The organism is Serratia sp. DFXYC6, from assembly GCF_057196085.1.
The window spans coordinates 2,474,708-2,496,260 of sequence record NZ_JBXUNV010000001.1 but is presented as its reverse complement, the minus strand read 5'-3'; the positions used below and the strand labels follow the sequence as shown (position 1 = coordinate 2,496,260).

Below are 21,553 nucleotides of genomic sequence, written 5' to 3'. Positions count from 1 at the left end.
GGCATTCCTCCGGTTACATCGGCGGCACGGTGCCGTCTTTGCCAGCGGAAATGCGGGTGGCGACGCGCTCGCCCTTTTCGTTGGCGGCGGAGAACAGCACGATATGCACGCCCGGTTTCAGCAGGCTCAGATCGCCCGGATCCAGCGTCACGATCGGCACGTCTTCCGGCACGACGACGGTTTTCTGCTGGTTGCCGTAGGTGACGGTCAGGGTGCGGCCATTGGATTTCACCAATTTGCCGACGGTGCCGTTGGTCATGGTGTCCACTTTGCCGTCGGCGGATTCCCAGGCCGAGTGCCCTTCGCCGGTGCCGCGCAGGCTGGCGGCGAACACATGCACCTCCAACGCCTTGAGCGTGCCGTCCGGCTGCGGCACGGCGGCGGTGCCGATGAAGCTGTCCGGTTTGATATCGTCCAGCGTGGCTTTGGAAACGCTGAGCACTTTGGTCTGATCGTTCAGCTTGACGCTGAGGGTCTCGCCCTTGCGATCGGTCAGCTGCAAATTGCCGTCGGCAACCTGGCTGATGGTGCCGCGCAGCGGCGCAATCACCTTGCCCGGCGGTTGGGCGGCGGCGGCCAAGCCGCTGGACAGCAGCAAGGTGGATAACAGTAAACCGGCTATACGATGACGGGTAATCATAACGTTCTCCTGAAATGAGTTTGCCGGTTAAGCATGGTTGAGCCATTGGGTCAGCGCCATGGCCGTTTGATGACATTAATGTCATCAAGTTTGTCCGCCGAAGCTGCTAGTATTTTTGCAGACGTAACGAGGTGGCGAGCATGCGAATACTGGTAGTTGAAGACGATATCGGCACAGGGGATTACCTGAAGAAAGGGCTGGGGGAAGCGGGCTACGGCGTCGATTTGGCGCGCACCGGCACCGACGGGCTGTTTCGCGCGTTGGAGCAGGACTACGATGCGATCGTGCTCGACGTGATGCTGCCGGGGCTGGACGGCTGGCAGATCATCGAGGTGTTGCGCAAGAAAAGCGACGTGCCGATCCTGTTTCTCACCGCCCGCGATGGCGTACAGGATCGCATCCACGGTCTGGAGCTGGGCGCGGACGACTATCTTATCAAACCCTTTTCCTTTACCGAGCTGGTGCTGCGTTTGCGCACCTTGCTGCGCCGCGGGCCGGCGCGCGAAGCCGATCATTACGCCATCGCCGATCTGCAGTTGGACGTGCTGCGCCGCCGGGCGGTGCGCCAGGATCAGGTGATCCCGTTGACCAATAAAGAATTCATGTTGCTGCATCTGCTGGTGCGGCGCGAAGGTGAAGTGCTGTCGCGCACGCAGATCGCCTCCCAGGTGTGGGACATGAATTTCGACAGCGACACCAATGTGGTTGACGTGGCGATCAAACGCCTGCGTGCCAAAATCGACCGGCCGTTCGACGTCAAGCTGATCCACAGCGTGCGCGGCATCGGCTATGTTTGCGAGCCGCGCTCGTGAACGCCCGCGCTTCACGTCGGCCGGTGTCGCTGACGCTGCGCACCGCCATGCTGTTCGCGCTGGTGGCCGCCTGCGTGGTGAGCGGGGCGGGCTGGTATCTGTTCGGCGCCATGCGTCAGGAAATGACGCTCCGCAGCGATCTGCAGGTGACCGGGCGCGTAGAGTATTTCCGCCATTTACTGGGGCAGCGCTTTCCTTTGGCGCGCCTGACGGCTAATAACGGCCTGTTCGAAAATATGCTGGGCAATGAACAGGATGTGTTGATTTTCCAAATTCCGGGGCAAAAACCGCTCATCAATGTGAATCCGGCCAGGGTGGCCCTGCCGCCGATCGCGCCGACGCCGCCCGAACAGGCGCAGACGCTGGCCGCCGTGCGCGGCGGGGAAACGGCGCAGGGGGTGCCGCTGCGCGCGGCGTCGGCAATGGTGCGCCTGGAAGACGGCAGTTTGCTGCAGATTTCCGCCGCGCACGTGATGGTCAACGAACAGAAAATGCTGGCGCGCTACCTGTGGCGCATTGTCGCGGCGGTCGTTGTGGCTTTCCTGCTGATTGCGCTGCTGGGCTATGGGGTCATGCGCCGCGGATTGCGGCCGCTATGGCGCATGGCGGCGCAGGCGTCGGAGATCGCGCCCAATACATTGTCGACGCGCCTCAGTGAACAGGGGGCGCCGAAGGAGTTACAGCAATTGACCCGGGCGTTTAATGCGATGCTCGATCGGTTGAATGAAGGCTATCAGCGGCTGACGCAGTTTTCCGCCGATCTGGCCCATGAGATCCGCACCCCGGTGGGCGCGTTGATGGGCCAGTGTCAGGTGGCGCTGTATCAACCCCGCAGCGTGGAGGAGTACGAAACCCTATTGTCGAACAATATGGATGAGCTGGAGCGTATTTCGCGCATGGTGGAAAACATCCTGTTTCTGGCGCGCGCCGGTGAGGCGCAGTCCGCGCTGAACTACAGTCGTCTGGATGTGGCGGTCGAGCTGCGGCGGGTGGCGGATTACTTCGAAGGGCTGGCGGAAGAACGCGGCATCGCGCTGAACTGCGAAGGGGAAGGCGAGCTGAAGGCGGACGCGATGTTGTTCCAGCGGGCGCTGAGCAATCTGGTGGCCAACGCGGTGCGCTATGCCGATGAAAACAGCCTGATCGTATTGCGGGCTGAACGGCGCGCCGATGCCTGGTGGGTGCAGGTCATCAATCAGGGGCCGCCGATCGCGCCGGCACAGCTGGAAAAACTGTTCGATCGTTTCTACCGCGCCGATCCCGCGCGCAGCGCCGGCAGCCATGCCAGCGGTCTCGGGCTGTCTATCGTACGCGCCATCATGACGCTGCACGGCGGTGAGGCGCGCGCCGAATGTACCGGGCGCGCGTCTGCCGCCAGCCTCATTTTCAGCCTGCGGTTCCCGTTAGCGCAATAACCGTTAAGCCGGATTAACGCGGCGGAATGGCAAAGCGGAAGCAGGCGCCGCTTTGCGGTTGTTCGATCAGCTGAATATCGCTGTCGTGCAGCTGCAGAATGCGCCGCACGATCATTAACCCCAGCCCGCCCGCAGGGCGCCGGGCGCCGCTCAGGACAGACGGCCGCACGAACAGATCGGCGCGCAGCGTCTGCGGAATGCCGGGGCCGCTGTCGTTGATCTGCACCATCACCCGATCTTCCAGCCGCCACAGCCGCACGCCGATGTCGCCGCCGGGCGGCGTATGGCGAATGGCGTTGTCCAGCAGGTTGGTCAGCACCCGCTCAATCATGCTGAGATCGGCGAACACCGGCGGCACGCCGGGGGCGATGTCGGCATGCAGCCGCTGATTACGCGCCTCCGCCGCCAGCTCGAACTTTTGGAACACGTCCTGCAACAGCTCGCTGAGGGAGAAGGGCTCTTTCTGCGGTTTCACCACGCCGTACTCCAGCCGCGCCAGCTCGAACAGCTCCTGCGCCAGCTTGCCCACTTTGCGGCTCTGCGCCAGGGCGATCTCCAGATAGCGCCGCCGATCGGCGTCGCTCAGGGTGGCGGCCTTGACCGACAGCGTTTCCAGATAGCCGTGCAGCGAGGTGAGCGGGGTGCGCAGATCGTGCGAGACGTTGGCGATGAATTCGCGCCGCAGCCGATCCTGCTGCGCCAGCGTTTGCCACTGTTCGGCGAGGCGCTGCGCCATGCGGTGAAAGGCCTGTTGCAGCTGGCTGACCTCGTCGCGCCCGGCCGGCGCCGCCGGCCGCGCCGCGTAGGCCTGCACCGCCTCGATGCCGCCGCTGTCCAGCGCATTGACCTGACGGGTCAGGCGCCGGATGGGGCGAGTGACCCAGTAGAACGCGAAACCGCCGGCCAGCAGGCTGAACAGCACCATCACCCCGGAGGTCCACAGCGCCATCCTGGCCGCCGAGTTGAACTGGGCGTTGCTGGCCAGCGCCGTGTACTCTTCACCGAGCAAGACCACATACAGATAGCCCTCGACCCGGCCGTCGACCTTCAGCGGCGCAACGCTGAACACCTTGCGCCCGTCCGCGCTGCGCGGATCGTCGCCGTACACCGGCATCTGCGCGCCATCGAGCAGCGCCTGCAGCGGCGCCAGCGCGACCCGCTGCCGCTTCAGATGCCCGGCCGGCGCGGCGTTGCCGATAATCGTGCCCTGTTTGTCGAGCAGGTAAACCTCAACGCTGGGGTTCACCGCCATCAGCTGATCGAACAGGATATGCACCGCCTGCGGCTCCGGCCCGTTCACCCCCAGCAGCGGATTGCTGTCGGCGATATGCTGCGCCAGGTTGCCGGACAGGCGCTGGATCACCGCCTGGCTGTACTGGGTATTGCTGCGCACCTGCATCCAGCCGGAAAAGGCGCAGCCGATGACGATCAGCAGCGCGAAGATAATCGTGAGGCGTTGCGCTAACGTAAGGTTTTTCATGGCTCACTCTTGCGGCGCGGCCGCGAATTTATAGCCCATGCCCCACACCGTGAGGATGCGCTCGGGTTCCGCCGGATTGCGCTCAATCTTGATGCGCAGCCGGTTGATATGGGTGTTGACGGTGTGCTCATACCCTTCGTGCTGATAGCCCCAGACCTGATTCAACAGGCTGAGGCGCGAGAATACCTGGCCCGGGTGGCGGGCGAAAAAGTACAGCAGGTCGAATTCGCGCGGCGTCAGCTCGATCGGCTGTTGGTGCAGGCGCACCTCGCGGGCGATAGGATCGATGGTCAGATCGTTGAAGCTGAGCGCGCCGGCGTCCAGGCGCAGGTTGCGGCTCATCGCCTCCTGGCGGCGAAACAGCGCCTTGACCCGCGCCACCAGCTCCAGCATGGAAAAAGGTTTGGCCAGATAGTCGTCAGCGCCCAGCTCCAGCCCCAGCACGCGGTGCACCTCGCTGGAGCGCGCGCTGGTGATGATGATCGGCGTGTAGCGCGTCATGGTGCGCGCCCGGCGGCAAATCTCCAATCCGTCGACGCCCGGCAACATCAGATCGAGGATGAGGGCGTCCCAGCCGCCCTGTTCCAGCATCGCCATGCCCTGATTGCCGTCGGCGGCGTGGCTGATGGCGTAACCCTCGTCACGCAGATGCAGCTGCAGCAGATCGGCGATGTCGCCGTCGTCCTCGACGATCAAAATTCGTTTTGGCTTGTCCATTCTCATTACCGCTGATTGCCCGATTCTCTCTGAAGTCTACACAACCGCCACCGGCGGAGTTATCACATTTTATTTAACTTTGCGTGAGGTCTTGGGGAACAAATCCGGGGAATACTGGGCTCATCGCATCGTTAGCTGGCAGGAATCGCTATGAGCTTCACCCTCACCCCGGAACAACGACAGACGGTACATCCTCTCTGGCTGCGGTTGACGCATTGGCTGAATGCGCTGGCGATGCTGATCATGGTCACCAGCGGCTGGCGCATCTATAACGCCTCGCCGCTGTTCAACTTCAGTTTTCTCAACGAGCTGACGCTTGGCGGCTGGCTGGGCGGCGCGCTGCAGTGGCACTTCGCCGGCATGTGGCTGTTTGGCGTCAACGGGTTGTGTTACCTGCTGCTGAACCTCGCCAGCGGGCGTTTCAAACGCAAATATTGGCCGCTCAGCCCGAGGCAGTTTCTCGCCGATGTCGGCGCGGCGCTGCGCGGCCGGCTGCAGCACGCCGATTTGCGCCATTACAACATGGTGCAGCGCGTGGCCTATCTGTCGGTGATGCTCCTTGGCGTGCTGAGCGCGTTGTCCGGATTGGTGTTGTGGAAATCGGTGCAGTTTCCGCTGCTGCGCACGCTGCTCGGCGGCTATGAAGCGGCGCGCTATATCCACTTTTTCGCCATGTCGGCGCTGGTGACCTTCGTCGCGATCCATCTGGTGATGGTGGCGCTGGTGCCTCGCACGCTGCTGGCCATGCTGCGCGGACGTTAAGGAGTTCACGATGAAAAAGGATAAACAGATCATGACGATCGTTGAAGGGCAGGCGATCGTCAAAGAAGCGCAGCGCTTGTTGACCGCGTCGTCCCGCCGCCGCTTTCTGCGCAACGGTCTGACGCTGGGCGGCATTGCCATGCTCACCGGCTGCGATCTCAGCGGCAACGCCAACGTTGAACAGGCGCTGAGCCGCATCTCGCGTCTCAACGATCGGGTGCAGGGCTGGCTGTTCAACGGCGATCGCCTGGCACCGGTCTACCCGGAATCGATGATCACCCGGCCATTCCCGTTCAACGCCTTTTACGCCGAGGAGGACGCGCCCGACATCAACGGCGACGACTATCGGCTGGAGGTGGCGGGGCTGGTGCAGGACAAGCGCGCCTGGAGCCTGCCGCAGCTGCACCAAATGGCGCAGGTCAGCCAGGTGACGCGTCATATTTGCGTCGAGGGTTGGAGCGCCATCGGCAAGTGGGGCGGCGTGCCGTTCGCCACCTTTCTTAAGGTAATCGGCGCGGATCTGAGCGCCCGCTACGTCAGCTTCAAATGCGCCGACGACTACTACACCAGCATCGATATGGCCACCGCGCTGCATCCGCAGACGATTATCGCGCTGACCTACGACGGCCAGATCTTGCCGCGCAAGTACGGCTACCCGATGAAGCTGCGCATGCCAACCAAGCTGGGCTACAAGAATCCGAAGCACATTCAGGTGATCGAGGTCACCAACCGCTTCCCGGGCGGTTACTGGGAAGACCAGGGCTACAACTGGTTTGGCGGCAGCTGAGGCGGCCGCCGGCCATTCTCCGGCACTCCGGTGCCTTTGACATGACGGAAGGAAATACCATGAAAAAGTTATTCGCAATGATGATGTGCAGCGCGCTGATGCTGGGTGTGGCCGGTGCCAACGCCGCCGATGGCATGAGCAAAGACGCGATGAAAAAGGACGGCATGAGCCAGATGTCGCACGACGGCATGAAGAAAGAGTGCATGGGCAAGGACTGCATGAAGAAAGACAAGATGGGCCAAGACGCCATGAAAAAGGATGGCATGGCGAAAGACGGTATGGCCAAAGACGGCATGAAGAAAGATGAGATGAAGAAGGATGCGATGGGGCACTAAGCCGCCGTACCCCGTGGCCGCAAGCGGCAGATCCGCTGCGGCTGCGGGCAACATAAGGAGAGAGGATGATGCTGGCGACATGGCTGCGGCGCTTTCAGCGCTCGAACGGGGACGTTATGTTTATGCGCGCGGCGTTGGTGGTGATTTTCGTCGCCTTCGGTTACGCCAAGTGGTTTGATTACGAAGCGCAGGGGCTGGTGCCACTGATCGGCAACAGCCCACTGCTGAGCTGGATGCACCAGGCGTTCGGCATTCGCGGCGCCAGTTATGCGCTGGGCGTCGCCGAGTGGAGCTTCGGTTTGCTGCTGCTGGCGGGATTCTGGTCGCGGCGGTTGGGGTTGCTGGGGGCGATCGGATCGACGGTGACCTACCTGACCACGCTGACGCTGATCTTTTCCACGCCGGGCGCCTGGGAGCCCTCCGCCGGCGGTTTTCCCGCCATGGCTGGCGCCACCAGCTTTTTAATCAAGGATCTGGTGTTGTTGGCCGGCTCCCTGGTGCTGCTGAAAGCCGACTTGCCGGCCGAGCAGGCATAAAAAAGGGCGTAGCCTGGCTACGCCCTCTGGTTATTGATTGACCGTCACATATCCGGGAAGGTCAGGGTGCCCCCCGGCGCTTCGCGATGAATGTGCAGGAAGTTCAGGTGCTTCTCGTACTGGTCGAGGATATCGCCAATCACCTGTTCCTTGCTGTAGTCCATCAGGTCATTGCCCTGGGTGCCTTCCATCAGGAAGGTTTCCAGCCGGTAGTAGTGCGACTTGCCGGAGCGGGCGCGGTAGGTGAAGCCCGGCACCGAGTAGCGCATCGGCCAGATCTGATAGATGAAGTTCTGTTCCTCGCCCAGGTGCACCAGCAGCTCCAGGTGGTTCAGGCGTTCGTCTTCGGTCGGCGGCACTTCGCTGAACTCCACTTTCGCGCCGCGCAACTCCAGCTCGCGCGCCACGTCCTGCATCGCCGGGCGGCAAACCTTATCCAACATTTTCTGCGTGTACTGCGTGCCCGGGTAGTTCATCACCCGCGACAGGCGCTGTTTCCAGTTGAGCACGTCGTGGCTGGAGACCGGCACCGGCGCCAGGGTGCTGAGCGCGCTGGCCTTGCGGTAGTCCTCCACCCGCAGCGATTTGTACAGCCCGGCCATCACGAAGAAGATCACGAAGCTGAACGGCAGACCCATGATCACCGTGGTTTTCTGCAGCGCCGGCACACCGTCGGTCATCAGCATGCCGATGGTCAGCAGGCCGATGGCCACCGACCAGAAAATCCGCAGCCAGTTCGGCGCATCATTATTGATGTCGGCCAGGCGCGAGGTGAAGTTACCCAGCACCAGCGAGCCGGAGTCCGCCGAGGTGACGTAGAACAGCAGGCCGGTGATGGTGGCGACCGAGGCGCTGAAGGTGAAGCCGGGGTATTGCGCCAGCAGGCTGTAGAAGCCGCGCTCCGGGAACTGCATCACTTCCTGAGCAAACTCGGCGTTGCCGTGGATGATCTGGTACAGCGCGCTGTTGCCGAAGATAGACAGCCACAGCAGAGTGAACACGAACGGTATGATCAGCGTGCCGACCACGAACTGGCGAATGGTGCGCCCGCGCGAGATGCGCGCCAGGAACAGGCCGACGAACGGCGACCACGCCACCCACCAGGCCCAGAAGAACAGCGTCCAATTGTTCATCCACTCCACCGGCCGATCGAAGGCGAAGCTGTTGAGCGTCATGCCCATAAAGCGATTGACGTAATCGCCGACGTTGAGCACCAGCGCGTTGAGCAGGAACTCGGTGTCGCCGAAGAACAGCACGAACAGGATCAGGCCCAGCGCCAGCAGCACGTTCAGCTCGGACAGGATGCGGATGCCCTTGTTAACGCCCGAAGTCACCGAGATGGTGGCCATGATCACCGACAGCAGGATCAGCGAGCCCTGCACCGTCAGGTTTTCCGGGATCTCGAACAACACCTTGAGGCCGTAGTTGAGCTGCACCACGCCGATGCCCAGCGTGGTGGCGATGCCGAAGATGGTGCCTAGCACCGCGGCGATGTCCACGCTGTGGCCGATCGGGCCGTTGATGCGCTTACCGAAGATTGGGTACAGCGCCGAGCGGATGGTCAGCGGCAGATTGTAGCGATAGCTGAAGTAGCCGAGGGCGATGCCCATCAGCGCATACATCGACCAGCCGGTCAGGCCGTAGTGGAACAGCGTCCAGACCATGGCCTGGCGCGCGGCCTCCAGCGTTTGCGCGTCGCCTTCCGGCGGCATCATGTACTGGGTCACCGGCTCGGCGACCGAAAAGAACATCAGGTCGATGCCGATGCCGGCGGCGAACAGCATCGCCGCCCAGCTCATCAGGCTGAACTCCGGCTTGGACTGCTCCGGCCCGAGCTTGATGGAACCGAAGCGCGAGGCGGCGATAAACACCACGAACACGATGTACAGCGTCGCCGCCAGCAGGTAGTACCAACCGAAGGTGGTCGACACCCAATTCAGCGTGCGGGTGATCCACTGCCCGGAGAAGTCGGTGAAAAAGATGGTCATCAGCGAGAAGGCCAGGATCAGCCCCGCCGAGGTGAAGAAAACCACAGGGTTGAGGCGGTCCTGCTGCGGTTTGGAGGAGGTTTCGCGTGTTGTCATCGTCATCCTCTGAACTGAGTAAAATCGTGCCGCTCCGCATTTCGGGGCGCGTTGGCGCCGCCGAAAAACGGGCGAATGAAGGCGGCGACCATCCCCATCGGAATGGCCTGAGTAACGCCGCTTTCGCCTGTTGCCGAAGCACCGGAGCGCTTCGCGGTGGGAACCGCTTACAGCCACTGATTTTGGTCAGATTCGTTAATTACCTCACAAAAATCAGCCAGTTCCACAACCAGATAGTACAAATTTTTAACCAGGCGGCAATAAAATATATGCAATTTTTATTGAACGTTCAATCAAAAAAAAGTTTAATAGTCCGCATGATGACCTGAATCACGGGCGAAACGGCAGTGAAATTTGCCCGCTGAGATAAGGCCGAAGTCGGTTTTGTGAGAGTCGAAATATGCCAAAGGTAGGAATGCAGCCAATCAGAAGGCAGCAGTTGATTGATGCCACGCTCGCCGCGGTAAACGAAGTGGGAATGCATGACGCCACCATCGCGCAGATCGCGCGGCGGGCCGGCGTTTCCAACGGCATCATCAGCCATTATTTCAAGGACAAGAACGGCCTGCTGGAAGCCACGATGCGCTATCTGATCAGCCACCTGGGCGAGGCGGTGAAGCTGCGGTTGCAGGCGCTGACCGATAACAGCCCGGCGGCGCGGCTGCAGGCGATCGTCGCCGGCAACTTCGACGACAGCCAGATCAACAGCGCGGCGATGAAGACCTGGCTGGCCTTTTGGGCCAGCAGCCTGCACCAGCCGCAGCTCAACCGACTGCAACAGGTGAACGGCCGCCGGCTTTATTCCAACCTGTGCGCCGAGTTTCGCCGCGTCATGCCGCAGCCGCAGGCGCGGTTGGCGGCCAAGGGGCTGGCGGCGCTGATCGATGGGCTGTGGCTGCGCAGCGCGCTGCGCGGCTCCGCGTTCAATCAGGCGCAGGCGCTGGCGCTCACGACCGAATACATCACGTTCCAACTCCGGGGGCAAACGCTGCCCGGAGGATAACTCAAGGAGATCCTATGTCCCGTTTTGGCTTGCAGAAGCTCTATATTCATGGCGCCTATGTAGACAGCACCGCTGGAAAAACCTTCAACGCCATTAATCCGGCGAACGGCGAAGTTCTGGCTGAAGTCCAGTCCGCCGGCGCTGAAGACGTCGATCGTGCGGTGGCCAGCGCGGCCAGCGGGCAGAAGGTGTGGGCGGCGATGACGGCGATGGCGCGTTCGCGCATCCTGCGTCGCGCGGTGGATATTCTGCGCGAGCGCAACGATGAGCTGGCGGCGCTGGAAACGCTGGATACCGGTAAAGCGATGTCGGAAACCACCGCGGTGGACATCGTCACCGGCGCCGACGTGCTGGAGTACTACGCCGGCCTGATCCCGGCCATTGAAGGCGAGCAGATCCCGCTGCGCGATACCTCGTTCGTCTACACCCGCCGCGAACCGCTGGGCGTGGTGGCCGGCATCGGCGCCTGGAACTACCCGATTCAGATTGCGCTGTGGAAGTCCGCGCCGGCGCTGGCGGCGGGCAATGCGATGATTTTCAAACCGAGTGAAGTCACGTCGCTGACGGCGCTGAAGCTGGCGGAAATCTACACCGAAGCCGGCCTGCCGGACGGCGTGTTCAACGTGGTGACCGGCAGCGGGGCGGAAGTGGGGCAATATCTGACCGACCATCCGGGCATTGCCAAAGTCTCTTTCACCGGCGGGGTGAAAACCGGCAAGAAGGTGATGGCCAACGCGTCGGGTTCGACGCTGAAGGAAGTCACCATGGAGCTGGGCGGCAAGTCGCCGCTGATTATCTTCGACGACGCCGATCTGGATCGCGCCGCCGATATCGCCATGATGGCCAACTTCTACAGTTCCGGCCAGGTGTGCACCAACGGCACCCGCGTCTTTGTGCCGGCGGCGCTGCAGGCGCAGTTTGAGGCGAAAATTCTCGAGCGCGTGAAGCGCATTCGCCTCGGCGATCCGACCGATCCGCAAACCAACTTCGGGCCGCTGGTCAGCTTTGCGCACATGGAATCGGTGCTGCGCTTTATCGAGAGCGGCAAAAACAGCGGCGCGCGCCTGCTGTGCGGCGGCGAACGCGTCACCCACGGCGAATTCGGCAAGGGCGCTTACGTGGCGCCGACGGTATTCAGCGACTGCCGCGACGACATGGAAATCGTGCGCGAAGAGATCTTCGGGCCGGTGATGAGCATTCTCAGCTACCAGAGCGAAGAGGAAGTGGTGCGCCGTGCCAACGACACCACCTTCGGCCTGGCCGCGGGCGTGGTGACCCACGATCTGGCCCGCGCGCACCGCGTGATCCACCAGCTGGAAGCCGGCATTTGCTGGATCAACACCTGGGGCGAGTCGGCGGCGGAAATGCCGGTCGGCGGTTACAAGCAGTCCGGCGTCGGCCGCGAAAACGGCCTGACCACGCTGGAGCACTACACCCAGATCAAATCGGTGCAGGTTGAGCTGGGCGAATACGCCTCGGTATTTTAACTATCCCCGTCGTCTTTCGAGCCGCAGCCGGGTTGGCTGCGGCCGACACTCCCCGAGAGCCAAATACACCGCCTGTTGCGGATCCGCGTTTCGCGTTTTCGTCTCATGCAGGCCAATAAAGTAAGGAGATAATGAATGGAATTTGACTACATCATTATCGGTGCCGGTTCCGCCGGCAACGTGTTAGCCACCCGATTGACTGAAGACGCCGACGTCAGCGTCCTGCTGCTGGAAGCCGGCGGCCCGGATTACCGGATGGATTTCCGTACCCAGATGCCGGCCGCGCTGGCGTTTCCGCTGCAGGGCCGCCGCTATAACTGGGCGTATGAAACCGATCCTGAGCCGCACATGAACAACCGCCGGATGGAATGCGGCCGCGGCAAAGGTCTGGGCGGTTCGTCCCTGATCAACGGCATGTGTTACATTCGCGGCAACGCGATGGATTTCGACAACTGGGCCAAGGCGCCGGGTCTGGAAGACTGGACCTATCTGGACTGTCTGCCGTATTTCCGCAAGGCGGAAACGCGCGATATCGGCCCGAACGATTACCACGGCGGTGATGGCCCGGTGAGCGTCACAACGCCGAAGGCCGGTAACAACGAACTGTTCCACGCCATGGTGGAAGCCGGCGTGCAGGCGGGCTATCCGCGCACCGACGATCTGAACGGTTACCAGCAGGAAGGCTTCGGCCCGATGGATCGCACCGTGACGCCGAAGGGACGCCGCGCCAGCACCGCCCGCGGTTATCTGGATCAGGCGCGTTCCCGGCCGAACCTGAAGATCGTCACCCATGCGCTGACCGACCATATCGTGTTCGACGGCAAGCGCGCAGTGGGCGTCAACTATCTGCAGGGCGACAGCAATCAGCTGACCCATGCCAAAGCGCGCCGCGAAGTGCTGCTGTGCGCCGGCGCCATCGCCTCGCCGCAAATTCTGCAGCGTTCGGGCGTCGGCCCGGCGGCGCTGCTGAAAAGTCTGGACATCAACGTGGTGCACGATCTGCCGGGGGTGGGGGAAAACCTGCAGGATCACCTGGAGATGTATCTGCAGTACGCCTGTAAGAAACCGGTGTCGCTGTACCCGGCGTTGCAATGGTTCAATCAGCCGAAAATCGGCGCGGAATGGCTGTTCAACGGCACCGGCGTCGGCGCCAGCAACCAGTTCGAGGCCGGCGGTTTCATCCGCAGCCGCGCAGAGTTCGCCTGGCCGAACATTCAGTATCACTTCCTGCCGGTGGCGATTAACTATAACGGCAGCAACGCGGTGAAAGAGCATGGCTTCCAGGCCCACGTCGGTTCGATGCGTTCGCCGAGCCGCGGCCGGGTGCAGGTGAAATCGAAAGATCCGCGTCAGCATCCGAGCATTCTGTTCAACTACATGTCGACCGAACAGGATTGGCAGGAGTTCCGCGACGCTATCCGCATCACGCGCGAAATCATGGCGCAGCCTGCCCTGGACGAATACCGCGGCCGCGAGATCAGCCCAGGGCCGGAGGTGCAGACCGACGAGCAGCTGGACGCCTTCGTGCGCGAGCACGCCGAAACCGCCTTCCACCCGTCCTGCTCGTGCAAGATGGGCGAAGACGAGATGGCGGTGGTCGACGGCCAGGGCCGGGTGCACGGCATGGAAGGATTGCGGGTGGTGGATGCGTCAATCATGCCGCTGATCATTACCGGCAACCTGAACGCCACCACCATCATGATCGCCGAAAAGATCGCCGACCGCATTCGCCAGCGCGCGCCGCTGCCGCGCAGCACCGCCGACTACTACGTCGCCGGCGATGCGCCGGTGCGCAAGCAGTAACCGACACGCCCTCTCGCCGTTGAGGGGGAGGGCCGCCGTAGCAAGCAACCCCTCTCCATATGCTCTTCCCCAAGGCGAGGGGGCAACTCTCTTTTATCCCTTATCCCATCATGCCGCCGGCAGCGAGATCGCCTGATCGAAACTGGTGGGCGTCGCCATGCGCCACATGCGGGCGTAGAACTCGCTTTTGATCTCCGGCTGCAGCAGCGCGCCCGGCTCCAGATAGTAATAGATATCGGCGTACACCTTGATCTCGGTCGGCGTGATGCGGCGCAGCATATGGTGCGAGGTCAGCTGCTCCGGGCGGCTGACGCCGGCCGCCGCCAGCATGTCTGCCAGCGCTTTCACCGTATTCTGATGGAAGTGGTAGACGCGTTCCGCCTTGTTCGGTACCACCAGCGCCTTTTGCCGCAGCGGATCTTGCGTCGCTACGCCGGTCGGGCAGTGGTTGGTGTGGCAGCTTTGCGACTGGATGCAGCCGACGGCGAACATAAAGCCGCGCGCCGAATTCACCCAGTCGGCGCCGAGCACCAGCACGCTGGCGATGTCAAAGGCGCTGATGATCTTGCCGCTGGCGCCAATCTTGATTTGGTCGCGCAGGCCGCAGCCCACCAGCGTGTTATGCACGAACAGCAGCCCTTCGCGCAGCGGCATGCCCATATAGTTGGAGAGTTCGAGCGGCGCGGCGCCGGTGCCGCCCTCCTTGCCGTCCACCACGATGAAGTCCGGCAGAATGCGGGTGTGCAGCATCGCCTTGACGATGGCGACGAACTCCCACGGGTGGCCGATGCACAGCTTGAAACCGACCGGTTTGCCGCCTGACAGCTCGCGCAGCTGTTGGATGAACTGCATCATTTCCAGCGGGGTGGTGAAGGCGCTGTGCGAGGCCGGCGAGATGCAATCCACGCCTTCCGGCACGCCGCGGGTGGCGGCGATTTCCGCATCTACCTTCTTCGCCGGCAGAATGCCGCCGTGGCCCGGCTTGGCGCCCTGGCTGAGCTTGATTTCAATCATTTTCACCTGCGGGCTTTGCGCCTGTTCGGCAAAGCGGCGCGGATCGAAATGGCCGTCGGCGGTGCGACAGCCGAAATAGCCGCTGCCCAGCTCCCACACCAGGTCGCCGTTGTTTTCGCGGTGATAGCGGCTGATGCTGCCCTCACCGGTGTCGTGGTAGAAGTTACCCTTGGCCGCGCCGAGGTTGAGCGCGCGGATGGCGTTGGCGGAGAGTGCGCCGAAGCTCATGGCCGAAATGTTGAAGATCGACGCGGAGTAGGGCTGGCGGCAGTCGGCGCCGCCGATGGTGATGCGGAAACTGGTTGGGTCGGCGGCTTCCACCGGCCGCATGGAGTGGCCGATGCACTCATAGCCGGTTTGATACACGTCCAGCAGGGTGCCGAACGGTTTGTCACCCATCTCGTTTTTCGCCCGGCGATACACCAGCGTGCGCTGGGTGCGCGAAAACGGGATCTCTTCATTATCCTGCTCGAGGAAATACTGGCGCAGTTCCGGACGGATGAACTCGAAGAAGAAGCGCAGGCGGCCGATGATCGGGTAGTTGCGGCAGATGGCGTGGCGCTGCTGCGTGAGATCGTAGATACCCAGCACCATCAGGCAACCGCAGGCCAGGGCCGGCAGCCAGAACCACGGATGGTTGTGCATCATGATCAAGAAAACCAGGGTGAGCAAGATGCTCAGCACAAAGCAGGTATAGCGGCTGAATAAGGACGACTTCATAACATCTCCTGATGTTTATTTTTAATCCACACGACATGACTCACGGATAATCCGTGTGCAAATCGTAACCAACAGGAGAGGATGTTGTGTGTCTGTTGCTGCTTTGTCGCCGGTTGTTACATTAATTTAACCTGGCGGAAGGGAGGGGTTGCCGCGCGGCGTGCCGCGCAACAAGCCAAGATGTTTATTTGCCGGCGACGAAGATGGTGCTCATGCTGCGCAGCCGCAGCTTTTTCATCGCGCTGTATTTTTGCGAGAAGATGGTTTTCGGGTGCGTGCCGCGCTTTTCCGCAATGTGCAGCAGGCTGTCGCCGCGCAGCAGATTGAAGATCACGTCGCTTTCCGCCGGGCTAAGCTCGCGGGTTTTCTGCACTCTGATGCCGCCCGGTTCTTTGCTTTCCAGCAGCCGCTGGATTTTTTCCTGCAGCGAATAAAGCGGAATGCGGGTAGAGACCAATTCAACGGAAATCCCCAGGATCGACAGCAGTTTCACGACGCGCTCGTCGTCATAGAACACCAGCAGGCGCGTCTTGCTGTTGTATTGCTGGTGCAGGGACACCAGGCTTTCGATCACGTTGACGCTCTGTTCCAGGTTTTGCGAGGTGAAAATCAGCGCGATATCGTGCTTGGTGATCTTCTCTGCTTTAGCGCCGCCGTGCATGAAATCAGAAAACAGGCGGATATCGTAGGCGCCGTAATGTTTCTTCAGCAGCACCGACAGGCCAACATAGCTGTACTTACACTCACTAATCACAAGAACGTTGTTTTTAGACATAGGGCAAACACCAATACCGAGTTAAAAGTATTCAGCTGTAAGAAGCGAGTTCAAATCCTTGATGCTGGATTCCTTCCACAGCTTTCCCTGCAGTGCGTAATATGGCATTTCATCCAGCCATTTCTTGTGTTCGGGAGTTTCAACTCCTTCGATAATTACCTTGTAATGATTAAGGTAAAAGAAGCGCAGTAACGCGCGCATCAAGCCCTCGCCGCCGGACTTTTTCATAAAGTCCCAGAGCAGAAAACGATCGAGCTTAACGAAGCGGAACTGGCTGTTGTACAACGCGGAAAAACCCGCATAGCCAGAACCAAAATCATCGAGCCAAAATGAATAACTATTCAATGACGGATCGCCGTGCACGCGATCTTTCACCAGCCGGGTTGAATTCTCGCTGATCTCAAAATGAATACAGCGCAGGGCATTAATTCTTTCGGCAAAGTGACTATTCGCCAGCGATTGCAGGGAATAATCGTCAACATTCAAAGTGGCTATCACTTGGTTTTCATGAAACCAGTGTTTGTATTTATCGATCAGATTGATCTGATCCATCAAAATCTCAATCCGGGTGGCGCTGTCGGCGTGACGAAAGAACTGTTCAGGAGAAAAATGGGCATATTCGCTATTAAACGTAAAGCGAGACAGACATTCAACGGCCAGCAATTGTCCCGATTTCGCGAACATTGGCTGAAAAACATAATTAATGCCGTTATTTTTCTCTCTGAAAGAACCGCTCATTTCCCAATCCTTGGATTGATATTTAACTTGTTGATTTTAAATGATTAAAAAGAAAGTTACTCCAGGTTTATTGGTAAATTTCTTATTTAAAGCGTCAGGATGGCCGAAACGTGTCGACAGACCATTAAACGCGTAATTCGTGCCAAAGTCCAAACGTCGCAATATGTTACTAAATGTAAATATTCGGGATAATATTCTGATTTTCAGGCCTTAACGCAAAATCTTGAACTCTGCAGCTTTCCCAAACACAGATTATTCCTATTCATATGAATCGTCAACATCGATCGATAGGTATCCGCCGATAGTTTATTCCTATCAAGAGGGGGCTTATGAATGTTTTAAACGATTTAACATTAAGAATATGCTTAGTCTATATTTCGTCCGGCAATGAGTTCATCGAGGCAACGCTCCTTTTCAGCAAGGGAGTGCTATCGCTGAGTGTATGCTCAGTGGCGGCAATATATATATAAGCCCGCCACTGAATCGATTATTTTATTGTTCTATGGAGCTGGAAATGAAAAAAGTATTATTGCCTTTGGCTGCCCTGGTATTGTCTGCAACTGCTTCCAACGCAATGGCAGCAAACGGCAACGTTAAATTCACCGGTGAAATTGTACAGTCCACCTGTAAAGTTGTTGATAAAGACCAGAATAAAGAAGTTTACCTGGGTAAATATCCTACCACCGCTTTCCCAACTGCCGGTTCTACCAGCGGTGCTAAAGCTTTCGATATCAGCCTGGAGAAATGTGAAGCGGGTAACTACACCCTGCGTTTCGACGGTAACACCCCAGCCGGCCACCCAGAGCTGTTGGCTGTAACTGGCGGCGCGACTGGCGTTGGCGTTGAAATTCTGGATAACAACGGTTCTACTCTGCCAATCTCTCAGGAAGTGGCTACCCCAGCTACCGTAACTGTTGCTGCTGATGGCGATAACCCAGGCGCTGCGACTTTCAACCTGCGCGCTCGTTACAAATCCTTCCAGGATCTGGTAACTGCCGGTCAGGCAAACTCTAACGCTACCTTCACCATCGAATACAAATAATTCGCTGGCAGGATAGATAGAGTTATTGGCCAAGGATGGCTAAATTTTGAGAGTTGAGACATTCCGATGAAAAAAATTCTGACTGGTATTTTATTCGCATTCTCTGTTAATGCCTTTGCCGGCATTCAGGTTGATGCGACGCGTGTCATCTATAACAGTGCAAGTAAATCCGCATCGCTCTCAATCAGCAATGACAGCGACGATACCTACATGGTGCAAACCTGGCTGGATACTGGCGATGCAAGCCAGATGCCTAAGAATTTGCCGATCGTGGTGACGCCACCCATTTTGAAGCTGGCTGCCAAGAAAGACGCCATTTTGCGTTTTATCTATTCCGGCAGCGGTTTGCCGCAGGACAGAGAATCTCTGCTCTGGGTCAACGTACAGGAAATTCCGCCAACGCCTAAGCAAGATAACGTGCTGCAGGTGGCGATCCGTACTCGTATCAAACTGTTCTATCGCCCGGATTCGTTGAAAACCAACCTGCAACAGCAGGCGGAAGCGCTGAAGTGGAAGCGCCAGGGCGGCAATTTAGTCGTGACTAACGATGGCCCGCTGTTCGTCACGCTGGGCGTCTTGAACCTGAAGAGCGGCGGCAAGAGCTGGAAAGTGAACGCCGACATGGTCAAGCCACACGACAGCCTGCGTATTTCCCTGCCTCAGGGGGCGCAATCAGCCAACAATATGTCGTTTACCTATATCAACGACTATGGCGGTCACACCGAGATTAAAAACGTCGCACTGAATTGATTTGAAGCACTTCAAGGAATGAAAGAAATGGCACACAAAAGAATAACAACCCTCGCGCCAAAACGTTTGGTGAAGCTGATTAATGGTGTAATTTATTTTTCTGCTGTGCCTTTTTCATTCTCACATATGGCCATGGCGGAGGAGCAGTTCAACACCTCCTTCATCCATGGCGATGACAATATCGCCCAGGTGGCGTCGTTGGCCAGCGGGGATGACATTCTGCCGGGTAAATATCCGTTTGATATCTATCTCAACGGGCAGCGTATCGATCACCGCGAAATCGAGTTCAAGAAAGAATCCAAAGACTCTCCGGTAGCGCCGTGCCTGACGGCCGCGGACTATCAGGATTACGGCGTAAAGCTGCCCGGCGATCTGACCACCGCCGGTGCCGCGCAATGCTACGCATTGCCACAACAGATCTCCGGCGCCAAGCTGAGCTATGACGCCGCCGTACAGCGTATGGATCTGGAAGTGCCGCAGGTGTTTCTGATCCCACGCCCGCAAGGTGCCATTTCGCCGAAAGTTTACGATCGCGGCATCAATGCCGGCTTTGTTAACTATAACTTTAGCGGCACTCATAACCGCTACGGCAACAATCAGAACGACAAGACTTCCGACTATTACTTCCTGAGCCTTAACAATGGCCTCAATATTGGCGATTGGCGCCTGCGCAACAACTCGACGTTGAACCAACAGTCGGGCGCCGGTACGCATTGGAAGAACATTTCCAGCTGGGCGGAAACGGACATCGTTTCTCTGCGCAGCCGTCTGGTGATCGGCCAGACCAACACCAATAACAATGTTTTCGACAGCATTCAGTTCCGCGGTGTGCAGATGTCCAGCGCCGACGACATGCTGCCGGAAAGCCAGCGCGGCTATGCGCCGGTGGTGCGCGGTGTGGCGACGACCAACGCGCGCGTTGAAGTGCGTCAGAACGGCTATACCATTTACAGCACCAACGTGCCGCCAGGGCCGTTTGCACTGACGGACATTTTCCCAAGCACCCTGAGTGGTAACCTGGACGTGACGGTTATCGAAGCCAACGGTTCGAGAACCTCTTTCGTCGTGCCGTTCTCCTCGGTGCCGAACATGCTGCGCGAAGGGATTTGGAACTATCAGCTGACCGCCGGTAAATACCACGACGGCACCAGCCGCTATCAGCCCAAGTTTGTCCAAGGCACCTTGTCGCACGGTATGGCGTATGACATCACGCCTTACGGTGGCGTGCTGGTGGCGGAAAACTACCGTTCAGCGGTCGTAGGCCTCGGTAAAAACCTGGGGAACTGGGGGGCTGTCTCTTTTGATATGTCCTATTCCGACACCAACCTGGTGAACGGCGATGACAAGCAGGGGGAGAGTTTCCGTTTCCTGTATTCCAAGTCGCTCAACGATTGGGGGACGGAATTCCGCATTGCCGGTTACCGTTACTCGACCTCCGGCTATTATGATTTCTCCGATGCGGTTGCCGAGCGCGAACGCTATGAGAACGGTTATTACCGTAACGATTACTACGATCAAAACGATCGCAACCTGGGCGTGCCGGACTGGGCGGAATCTCGCCGTCGCAGCTATTACACCAGCCGTTTCAACAACAAACGCCAGCGCGTTGAGCTGTCTGTCAACCAGCGCATCGCCGGTAATTCGACGCTGTACGCCAACCTCAGCAACCAGTCTTACTGGGGCGGATCCGGTGAAGACCGTACCGTACAAACCGGTTTTAACAGCAGCTATAAAAATATCAGCTATGGCGTCTTTTATCAGGACAGCCGCAGCAACTACGGCTATAAAGACCGCAGCGTCAACCTGACCGTATCGATTCCGTTCAGCTTCTTCAGCAAGGATTCGTCGGACATGACCGCCAGCTTCAACGCCGGCCACAGCAAGCAGAGCGGCAACACCTACAGCGCCGGCCTGAGTGGCACCGCGCTGGATGACAACCGCTTGAACTATGCGGTGCAAAGCGGTCATGATCGTTATTCGGGCCAAACCAGCTCGGCCAACGTCGGTTATCAGGGCAGCATGGGGACCATCAATGCCGGTTATAGCTACAGCAAAGATTATCAGCAGTCTTCGTTGGGCGTGGCGGGCGGTATCGTCGCACACTCCGGCGGCGTGACGTTGACCCAGCCGCTGCAGAATACGTTTGTGCTGGTGGAAGCCAAAGACGCCAAGGGCGTTCGTATCGAAAACCAACCCGGCGTCGCCATCGACCGCTTCGGTTACGCGGTGATGACCTCTGCGTCGCCATACCGCCATAACCGCGTGGCGCTGCGCACCGAAGATATCGGCAACGGCCTGGATATCCCGATGGCGGCAAGAGACGTGGTGCCGACTTACGGCGCAATCACCCGCGTGAAGTTTGAAACGCACACGGGCCAAAGCCTGTTGGTACACAGCAAGATGACCGACGGCAGCGTACCGCCGATTGGTGCCAATGTCTTCAGTGCGGATGGTAAGAACAACGGTACTGTCGGTACCAACGGCGATATTTATATCTCAGGTGCCTCCGCAGGGGATCGTCTGCTGGTGAAATGGGGCAACGACGCGGGCGAAAGCTGCTCACTGGTGGTGCCGGAATTGAAAGCGGCGACCGAACAGTTGATGGGTTATCAGGAACTTTCGCTGACCTGCGGAAAACCGTAAAAGGAAAGGA

Annotated in this window: 20 protein-coding genes; 13 read left to right on the top strand and 7 right to left on the bottom strand. The window is 59.2% G+C overall.

What is annotated here, in order from left to right; genetic code table 11:
- Positions 1-13: 13 nt before the first annotated feature.
- Positions 14-640: a hypothetical protein gene (locus AC2CGQ_RS12195; protein WP_004939163.1), complete on the bottom strand. Its 627-nt coding sequence runs from the start codon at positions 638-640 to the stop codon at positions 14-16.
- A 140-nt stretch (positions 641-780) separates the two neighbouring features.
- Here AC2CGQ_RS12195 and AC2CGQ_RS12190 point away from each other — a divergent pair, with 140 nt between their 5' ends.
- Positions 781-1,452 carry a heavy metal response regulator transcription factor gene (locus AC2CGQ_RS12190; protein WP_021504273.1) on the top strand — a complete coding sequence of 224 codons (672 nt, stop codon included), beginning with the start codon at positions 781-783 and terminating at the stop codon, positions 1,450-1,452.
- Complete coding sequence (locus AC2CGQ_RS12185) at positions 1,449-2,867, top strand: heavy metal sensor histidine kinase (protein WP_075685803.1); 1,419 nt, start codon at positions 1,449-1,451, stop codon at positions 2,865-2,867. The genes AC2CGQ_RS12190 and AC2CGQ_RS12185 overlap by 4 nt, the downstream gene beginning before the upstream one ends.
- Positions 2,868-2,880: 13 nt before the next feature.
- Here AC2CGQ_RS12185 and AC2CGQ_RS12180 read toward each other — a convergent pair whose 3' ends face one another.
- Both AC2CGQ_RS12180 and AC2CGQ_RS12175 read right to left on the bottom strand, forming a co-directional pair.
- The gene (locus AC2CGQ_RS12180; RefSeq protein WP_484593681.1) at positions 2,881-4,347 is read right to left on the bottom strand and encodes a sensor histidine kinase; all 1,467 of its coding nucleotides are present in this window, start codon (positions 4,345-4,347) and stop codon (positions 2,881-2,883) included.
- Between the two features lie 3 nt (positions 4,348-4,350).
- Positions 4,351-5,064, bottom strand: a complete 714-nt coding sequence (locus AC2CGQ_RS12175; RefSeq protein WP_021504276.1) for a response regulator transcription factor — start codon at positions 5,062-5,064, stop codon at positions 4,351-4,353.
- 150 nt (positions 5,065-5,214) lie between these two features.
- On the opposite strand from AC2CGQ_RS12175, the gene AC2CGQ_RS12170 reads away from it, so the two are divergent.
- The 4 genes from AC2CGQ_RS12170 (at position 5,215) to AC2CGQ_RS12155 (ending at position 7,484) form a co-directional block, all read left to right on the top strand.
- On the top strand, positions 5,215-5,826 hold the full coding sequence (locus AC2CGQ_RS12170; RefSeq protein WP_156865357.1) for a cytochrome b/b6 domain-containing protein: 612 nt from the start codon (positions 5,215-5,217) through the stop codon (positions 5,824-5,826).
- Positions 5,827-5,836: 10 nt separating this feature from the next.
- Positions 5,837-6,613, top strand: coding sequence for a molybdopterin-dependent oxidoreductase (locus AC2CGQ_RS12165; protein ID WP_103686858.1), 777 nt, complete (start codon positions 5,837-5,839; stop codon positions 6,611-6,613).
- A 59-nt stretch (positions 6,614-6,672) separates the two neighbouring features.
- Positions 6,673-6,948 carry a pentapeptide MXKDX repeat protein gene (locus tag AC2CGQ_RS12160; protein WP_033633740.1) on the top strand — a complete coding sequence of 92 codons (276 nt, stop codon included), beginning with the start codon at positions 6,673-6,675 and terminating at the stop codon, positions 6,946-6,948.
- A gap of 65 nt (positions 6,949-7,013) precedes the next feature.
- Positions 7,014-7,484 (top strand): YkgB family protein, encoded by a 471-nt coding sequence (locus tag AC2CGQ_RS12155; protein WP_049278850.1) that lies wholly within the window; start codon positions 7,014-7,016, stop codon positions 7,482-7,484.
- 44 nt (positions 7,485-7,528) lie between these two features.
- Here the strand turns inward: AC2CGQ_RS12155 and AC2CGQ_RS12150 are convergent, their stop codons facing one another.
- A complete protein-coding gene (locus AC2CGQ_RS12150; protein ID WP_004939112.1) occupies positions 7,529-9,568 on the bottom strand; it encodes a choline transporter in 2,040 nt (679 codons plus the stop codon).
- Here AC2CGQ_RS12150 and AC2CGQ_RS12145 point away from each other — a divergent pair.
- From AC2CGQ_RS12145 to betA, 4 genes are all read left to right on the top strand, one after another.
- On the top strand, positions 9,559-9,897 hold the full coding sequence (locus AC2CGQ_RS12145; protein WP_134954089.1) for a hypothetical protein: 339 nt from the start codon (positions 9,559-9,561) through the stop codon (positions 9,895-9,897). The two genes, AC2CGQ_RS12150 and AC2CGQ_RS12145, sit on opposite strands and share 10 nt — an antisense overlap.
- Before the next feature lie 71 nt (positions 9,898-9,968).
- Positions 9,969-10,571 (top strand): transcriptional regulator BetI, encoded by a 603-nt coding sequence (betI, locus tag AC2CGQ_RS12140; protein ID WP_033633738.1) that lies wholly within the window; start codon positions 9,969-9,971, stop codon positions 10,569-10,571.
- A gap of 14 nt (positions 10,572-10,585) precedes the next feature.
- Entirely contained in the window at positions 10,586-12,058 is a 1,473-nt protein-coding gene (gene betB, locus AC2CGQ_RS12135) for a betaine-aldehyde dehydrogenase (protein WP_016928486.1), read from the top strand.
- A 135-nt stretch (positions 12,059-12,193) separates the two neighbouring features.
- Positions 12,194-13,861 carry a choline dehydrogenase gene (gene betA, locus AC2CGQ_RS12130; RefSeq protein ID WP_004939099.1) on the top strand — a complete coding sequence of 556 codons (1,668 nt, stop codon included), beginning with the start codon at positions 12,194-12,196 and terminating at the stop codon, positions 13,859-13,861.
- Positions 13,862-13,969: 108 nt separating this feature from the next.
- Here betA and AC2CGQ_RS12125 read toward each other — a convergent pair whose 3' ends face one another.
- The 3 genes from AC2CGQ_RS12125 to AC2CGQ_RS12115 form a co-directional block, all read right to left on the bottom strand.
- Positions 13,970-15,595, bottom strand: a complete 1,626-nt coding sequence (locus tag AC2CGQ_RS12125; protein WP_015377182.1) for an FMN-binding glutamate synthase family protein — start codon at positions 15,593-15,595, stop codon at positions 13,970-13,972.
- A 184-nt stretch (positions 15,596-15,779) separates the two neighbouring features.
- Positions 15,780-16,370 (bottom strand): LuxR family transcriptional regulator, encoded by a 591-nt coding sequence (locus tag AC2CGQ_RS12120; protein WP_004939094.1) that lies wholly within the window; start codon positions 16,368-16,370, stop codon positions 15,780-15,782.
- 21 nt (positions 16,371-16,391) lie between these two features.
- Positions 16,392-17,108, bottom strand: a complete 717-nt coding sequence (locus tag AC2CGQ_RS12115) for an EAL domain-containing protein (protein WP_004939091.1) — start codon at positions 17,106-17,108, stop codon at positions 16,392-16,394.
- Between the two features lie 514 nt (positions 17,109-17,622).
- Between AC2CGQ_RS12115 and AC2CGQ_RS12110 the strand changes: the two genes are divergently transcribed.
- From AC2CGQ_RS12110 to AC2CGQ_RS12100, 3 genes are all read left to right on the top strand, one after another.
- Positions 17,623-18,150 (top strand): fimbrial protein, encoded by a 528-nt coding sequence (locus tag AC2CGQ_RS12110; protein ID WP_004939088.1) that lies wholly within the window; start codon positions 17,623-17,625, stop codon positions 18,148-18,150.
- 66 nt (positions 18,151-18,216) lie between these two features.
- Positions 18,217-18,900: a fimbrial biogenesis chaperone gene (locus AC2CGQ_RS12105; RefSeq protein WP_004939085.1), complete on the top strand. Its 684-nt coding sequence runs from the start codon at positions 18,217-18,219 to the stop codon at positions 18,898-18,900.
- Positions 18,901-18,927: 27 nt separating this feature from the next.
- The gene (locus AC2CGQ_RS12100) at positions 18,928-21,543 is read left to right on the top strand and encodes a fimbria/pilus outer membrane usher protein (RefSeq protein WP_015377184.1); all 2,616 of its coding nucleotides are present in this window, start codon (positions 18,928-18,930) and stop codon (positions 21,541-21,543) included.
- The last annotated feature ends 10 nt before the right edge of the window (positions 21,544-21,553 follow it).

What these genes read in the sequence shown, in the direction of transcription:
- AC2CGQ_RS12160 (WP_033633740.1), top strand. Translation starts at nt 6,673, where the DNA reads ATGAAAAAGTTATTCGCAATGATGATGTGCAGCGCGCTGATGCTGGGT.
- AC2CGQ_RS12165 (WP_103686858.1), top strand. Translation starts at nt 5,837, where the DNA reads ATGAAAAAGGATAAACAGATCATGACGATCGTTGAAGGGCAGGCGATC.
- betB (WP_016928486.1), top strand. Translation starts at nt 10,586, where the DNA reads ATGTCCCGTTTTGGCTTGCAGAAGCTCTATATTCATGGCGCCTATGTA.
- betI (WP_033633738.1), top strand. Translation starts at nt 9,969, where the DNA reads ATGCCAAAGGTAGGAATGCAGCCAATCAGAAGGCAGCAGTTGATTGAT.
- AC2CGQ_RS12150 (WP_004939112.1), bottom strand. Translation starts at nt 9,568, where the DNA reads ATGACAACACGCGAAACCTCCTCCAAACCGCAGCAGGACCGCCTCAAC.
- AC2CGQ_RS12115 (WP_004939091.1), bottom strand. Translation starts at nt 17,108, where the DNA reads ATGAGCGGTTCTTTCAGAGAGAAAAATAACGGCATTAATTATGTTTTT.
- AC2CGQ_RS12100 (WP_015377184.1), top strand. Translation starts at nt 18,928, where the DNA reads ATGGCACACAAAAGAATAACAACCCTCGCGCCAAAACGTTTGGTGAAG.
- betA (WP_004939099.1), top strand. Translation starts at nt 12,194, where the DNA reads ATGGAATTTGACTACATCATTATCGGTGCCGGTTCCGCCGGCAACGTG.
- AC2CGQ_RS12180 (WP_484593681.1), bottom strand. Translation starts at nt 4,347, where the DNA reads ATGAAAAACCTTACGTTAGCGCAACGCCTCACGATTATCTTCGCGCTG.
- AC2CGQ_RS12120 (WP_004939094.1), bottom strand. Translation starts at nt 16,370, where the DNA reads ATGTCTAAAAACAACGTTCTTGTGATTAGTGAGTGTAAGTACAGCTAT.
- AC2CGQ_RS12170 (WP_156865357.1), top strand. Translation starts at nt 5,215, where the DNA reads ATGAGCTTCACCCTCACCCCGGAACAACGACAGACGGTACATCCTCTC.
- AC2CGQ_RS12190 (WP_021504273.1), top strand. Translation starts at nt 781, where the DNA reads ATGCGAATACTGGTAGTTGAAGACGATATCGGCACAGGGGATTACCTG.
- AC2CGQ_RS12105 (WP_004939085.1), top strand. Translation starts at nt 18,217, where the DNA reads ATGAAAAAAATTCTGACTGGTATTTTATTCGCATTCTCTGTTAATGCC.
- AC2CGQ_RS12155 (WP_049278850.1), top strand. Translation starts at nt 7,014, where the DNA reads ATGATGCTGGCGACATGGCTGCGGCGCTTTCAGCGCTCGAACGGGGAC.
- AC2CGQ_RS12110 (WP_004939088.1), top strand. Translation starts at nt 17,623, where the DNA reads ATGAAAAAAGTATTATTGCCTTTGGCTGCCCTGGTATTGTCTGCAACT.
- AC2CGQ_RS12195 (WP_004939163.1), bottom strand. Translation starts at nt 640, where the DNA reads ATGATTACCCGTCATCGTATAGCCGGTTTACTGTTATCCACCTTGCTG.
- AC2CGQ_RS12125 (WP_015377182.1), bottom strand. Translation starts at nt 15,595, where the DNA reads ATGAAGTCGTCCTTATTCAGCCGCTATACCTGCTTTGTGCTGAGCATC.
- AC2CGQ_RS12175 (WP_021504276.1), bottom strand. Translation starts at nt 5,064, where the DNA reads ATGGACAAGCCAAAACGAATTTTGATCGTCGAGGACGACGGCGACATC.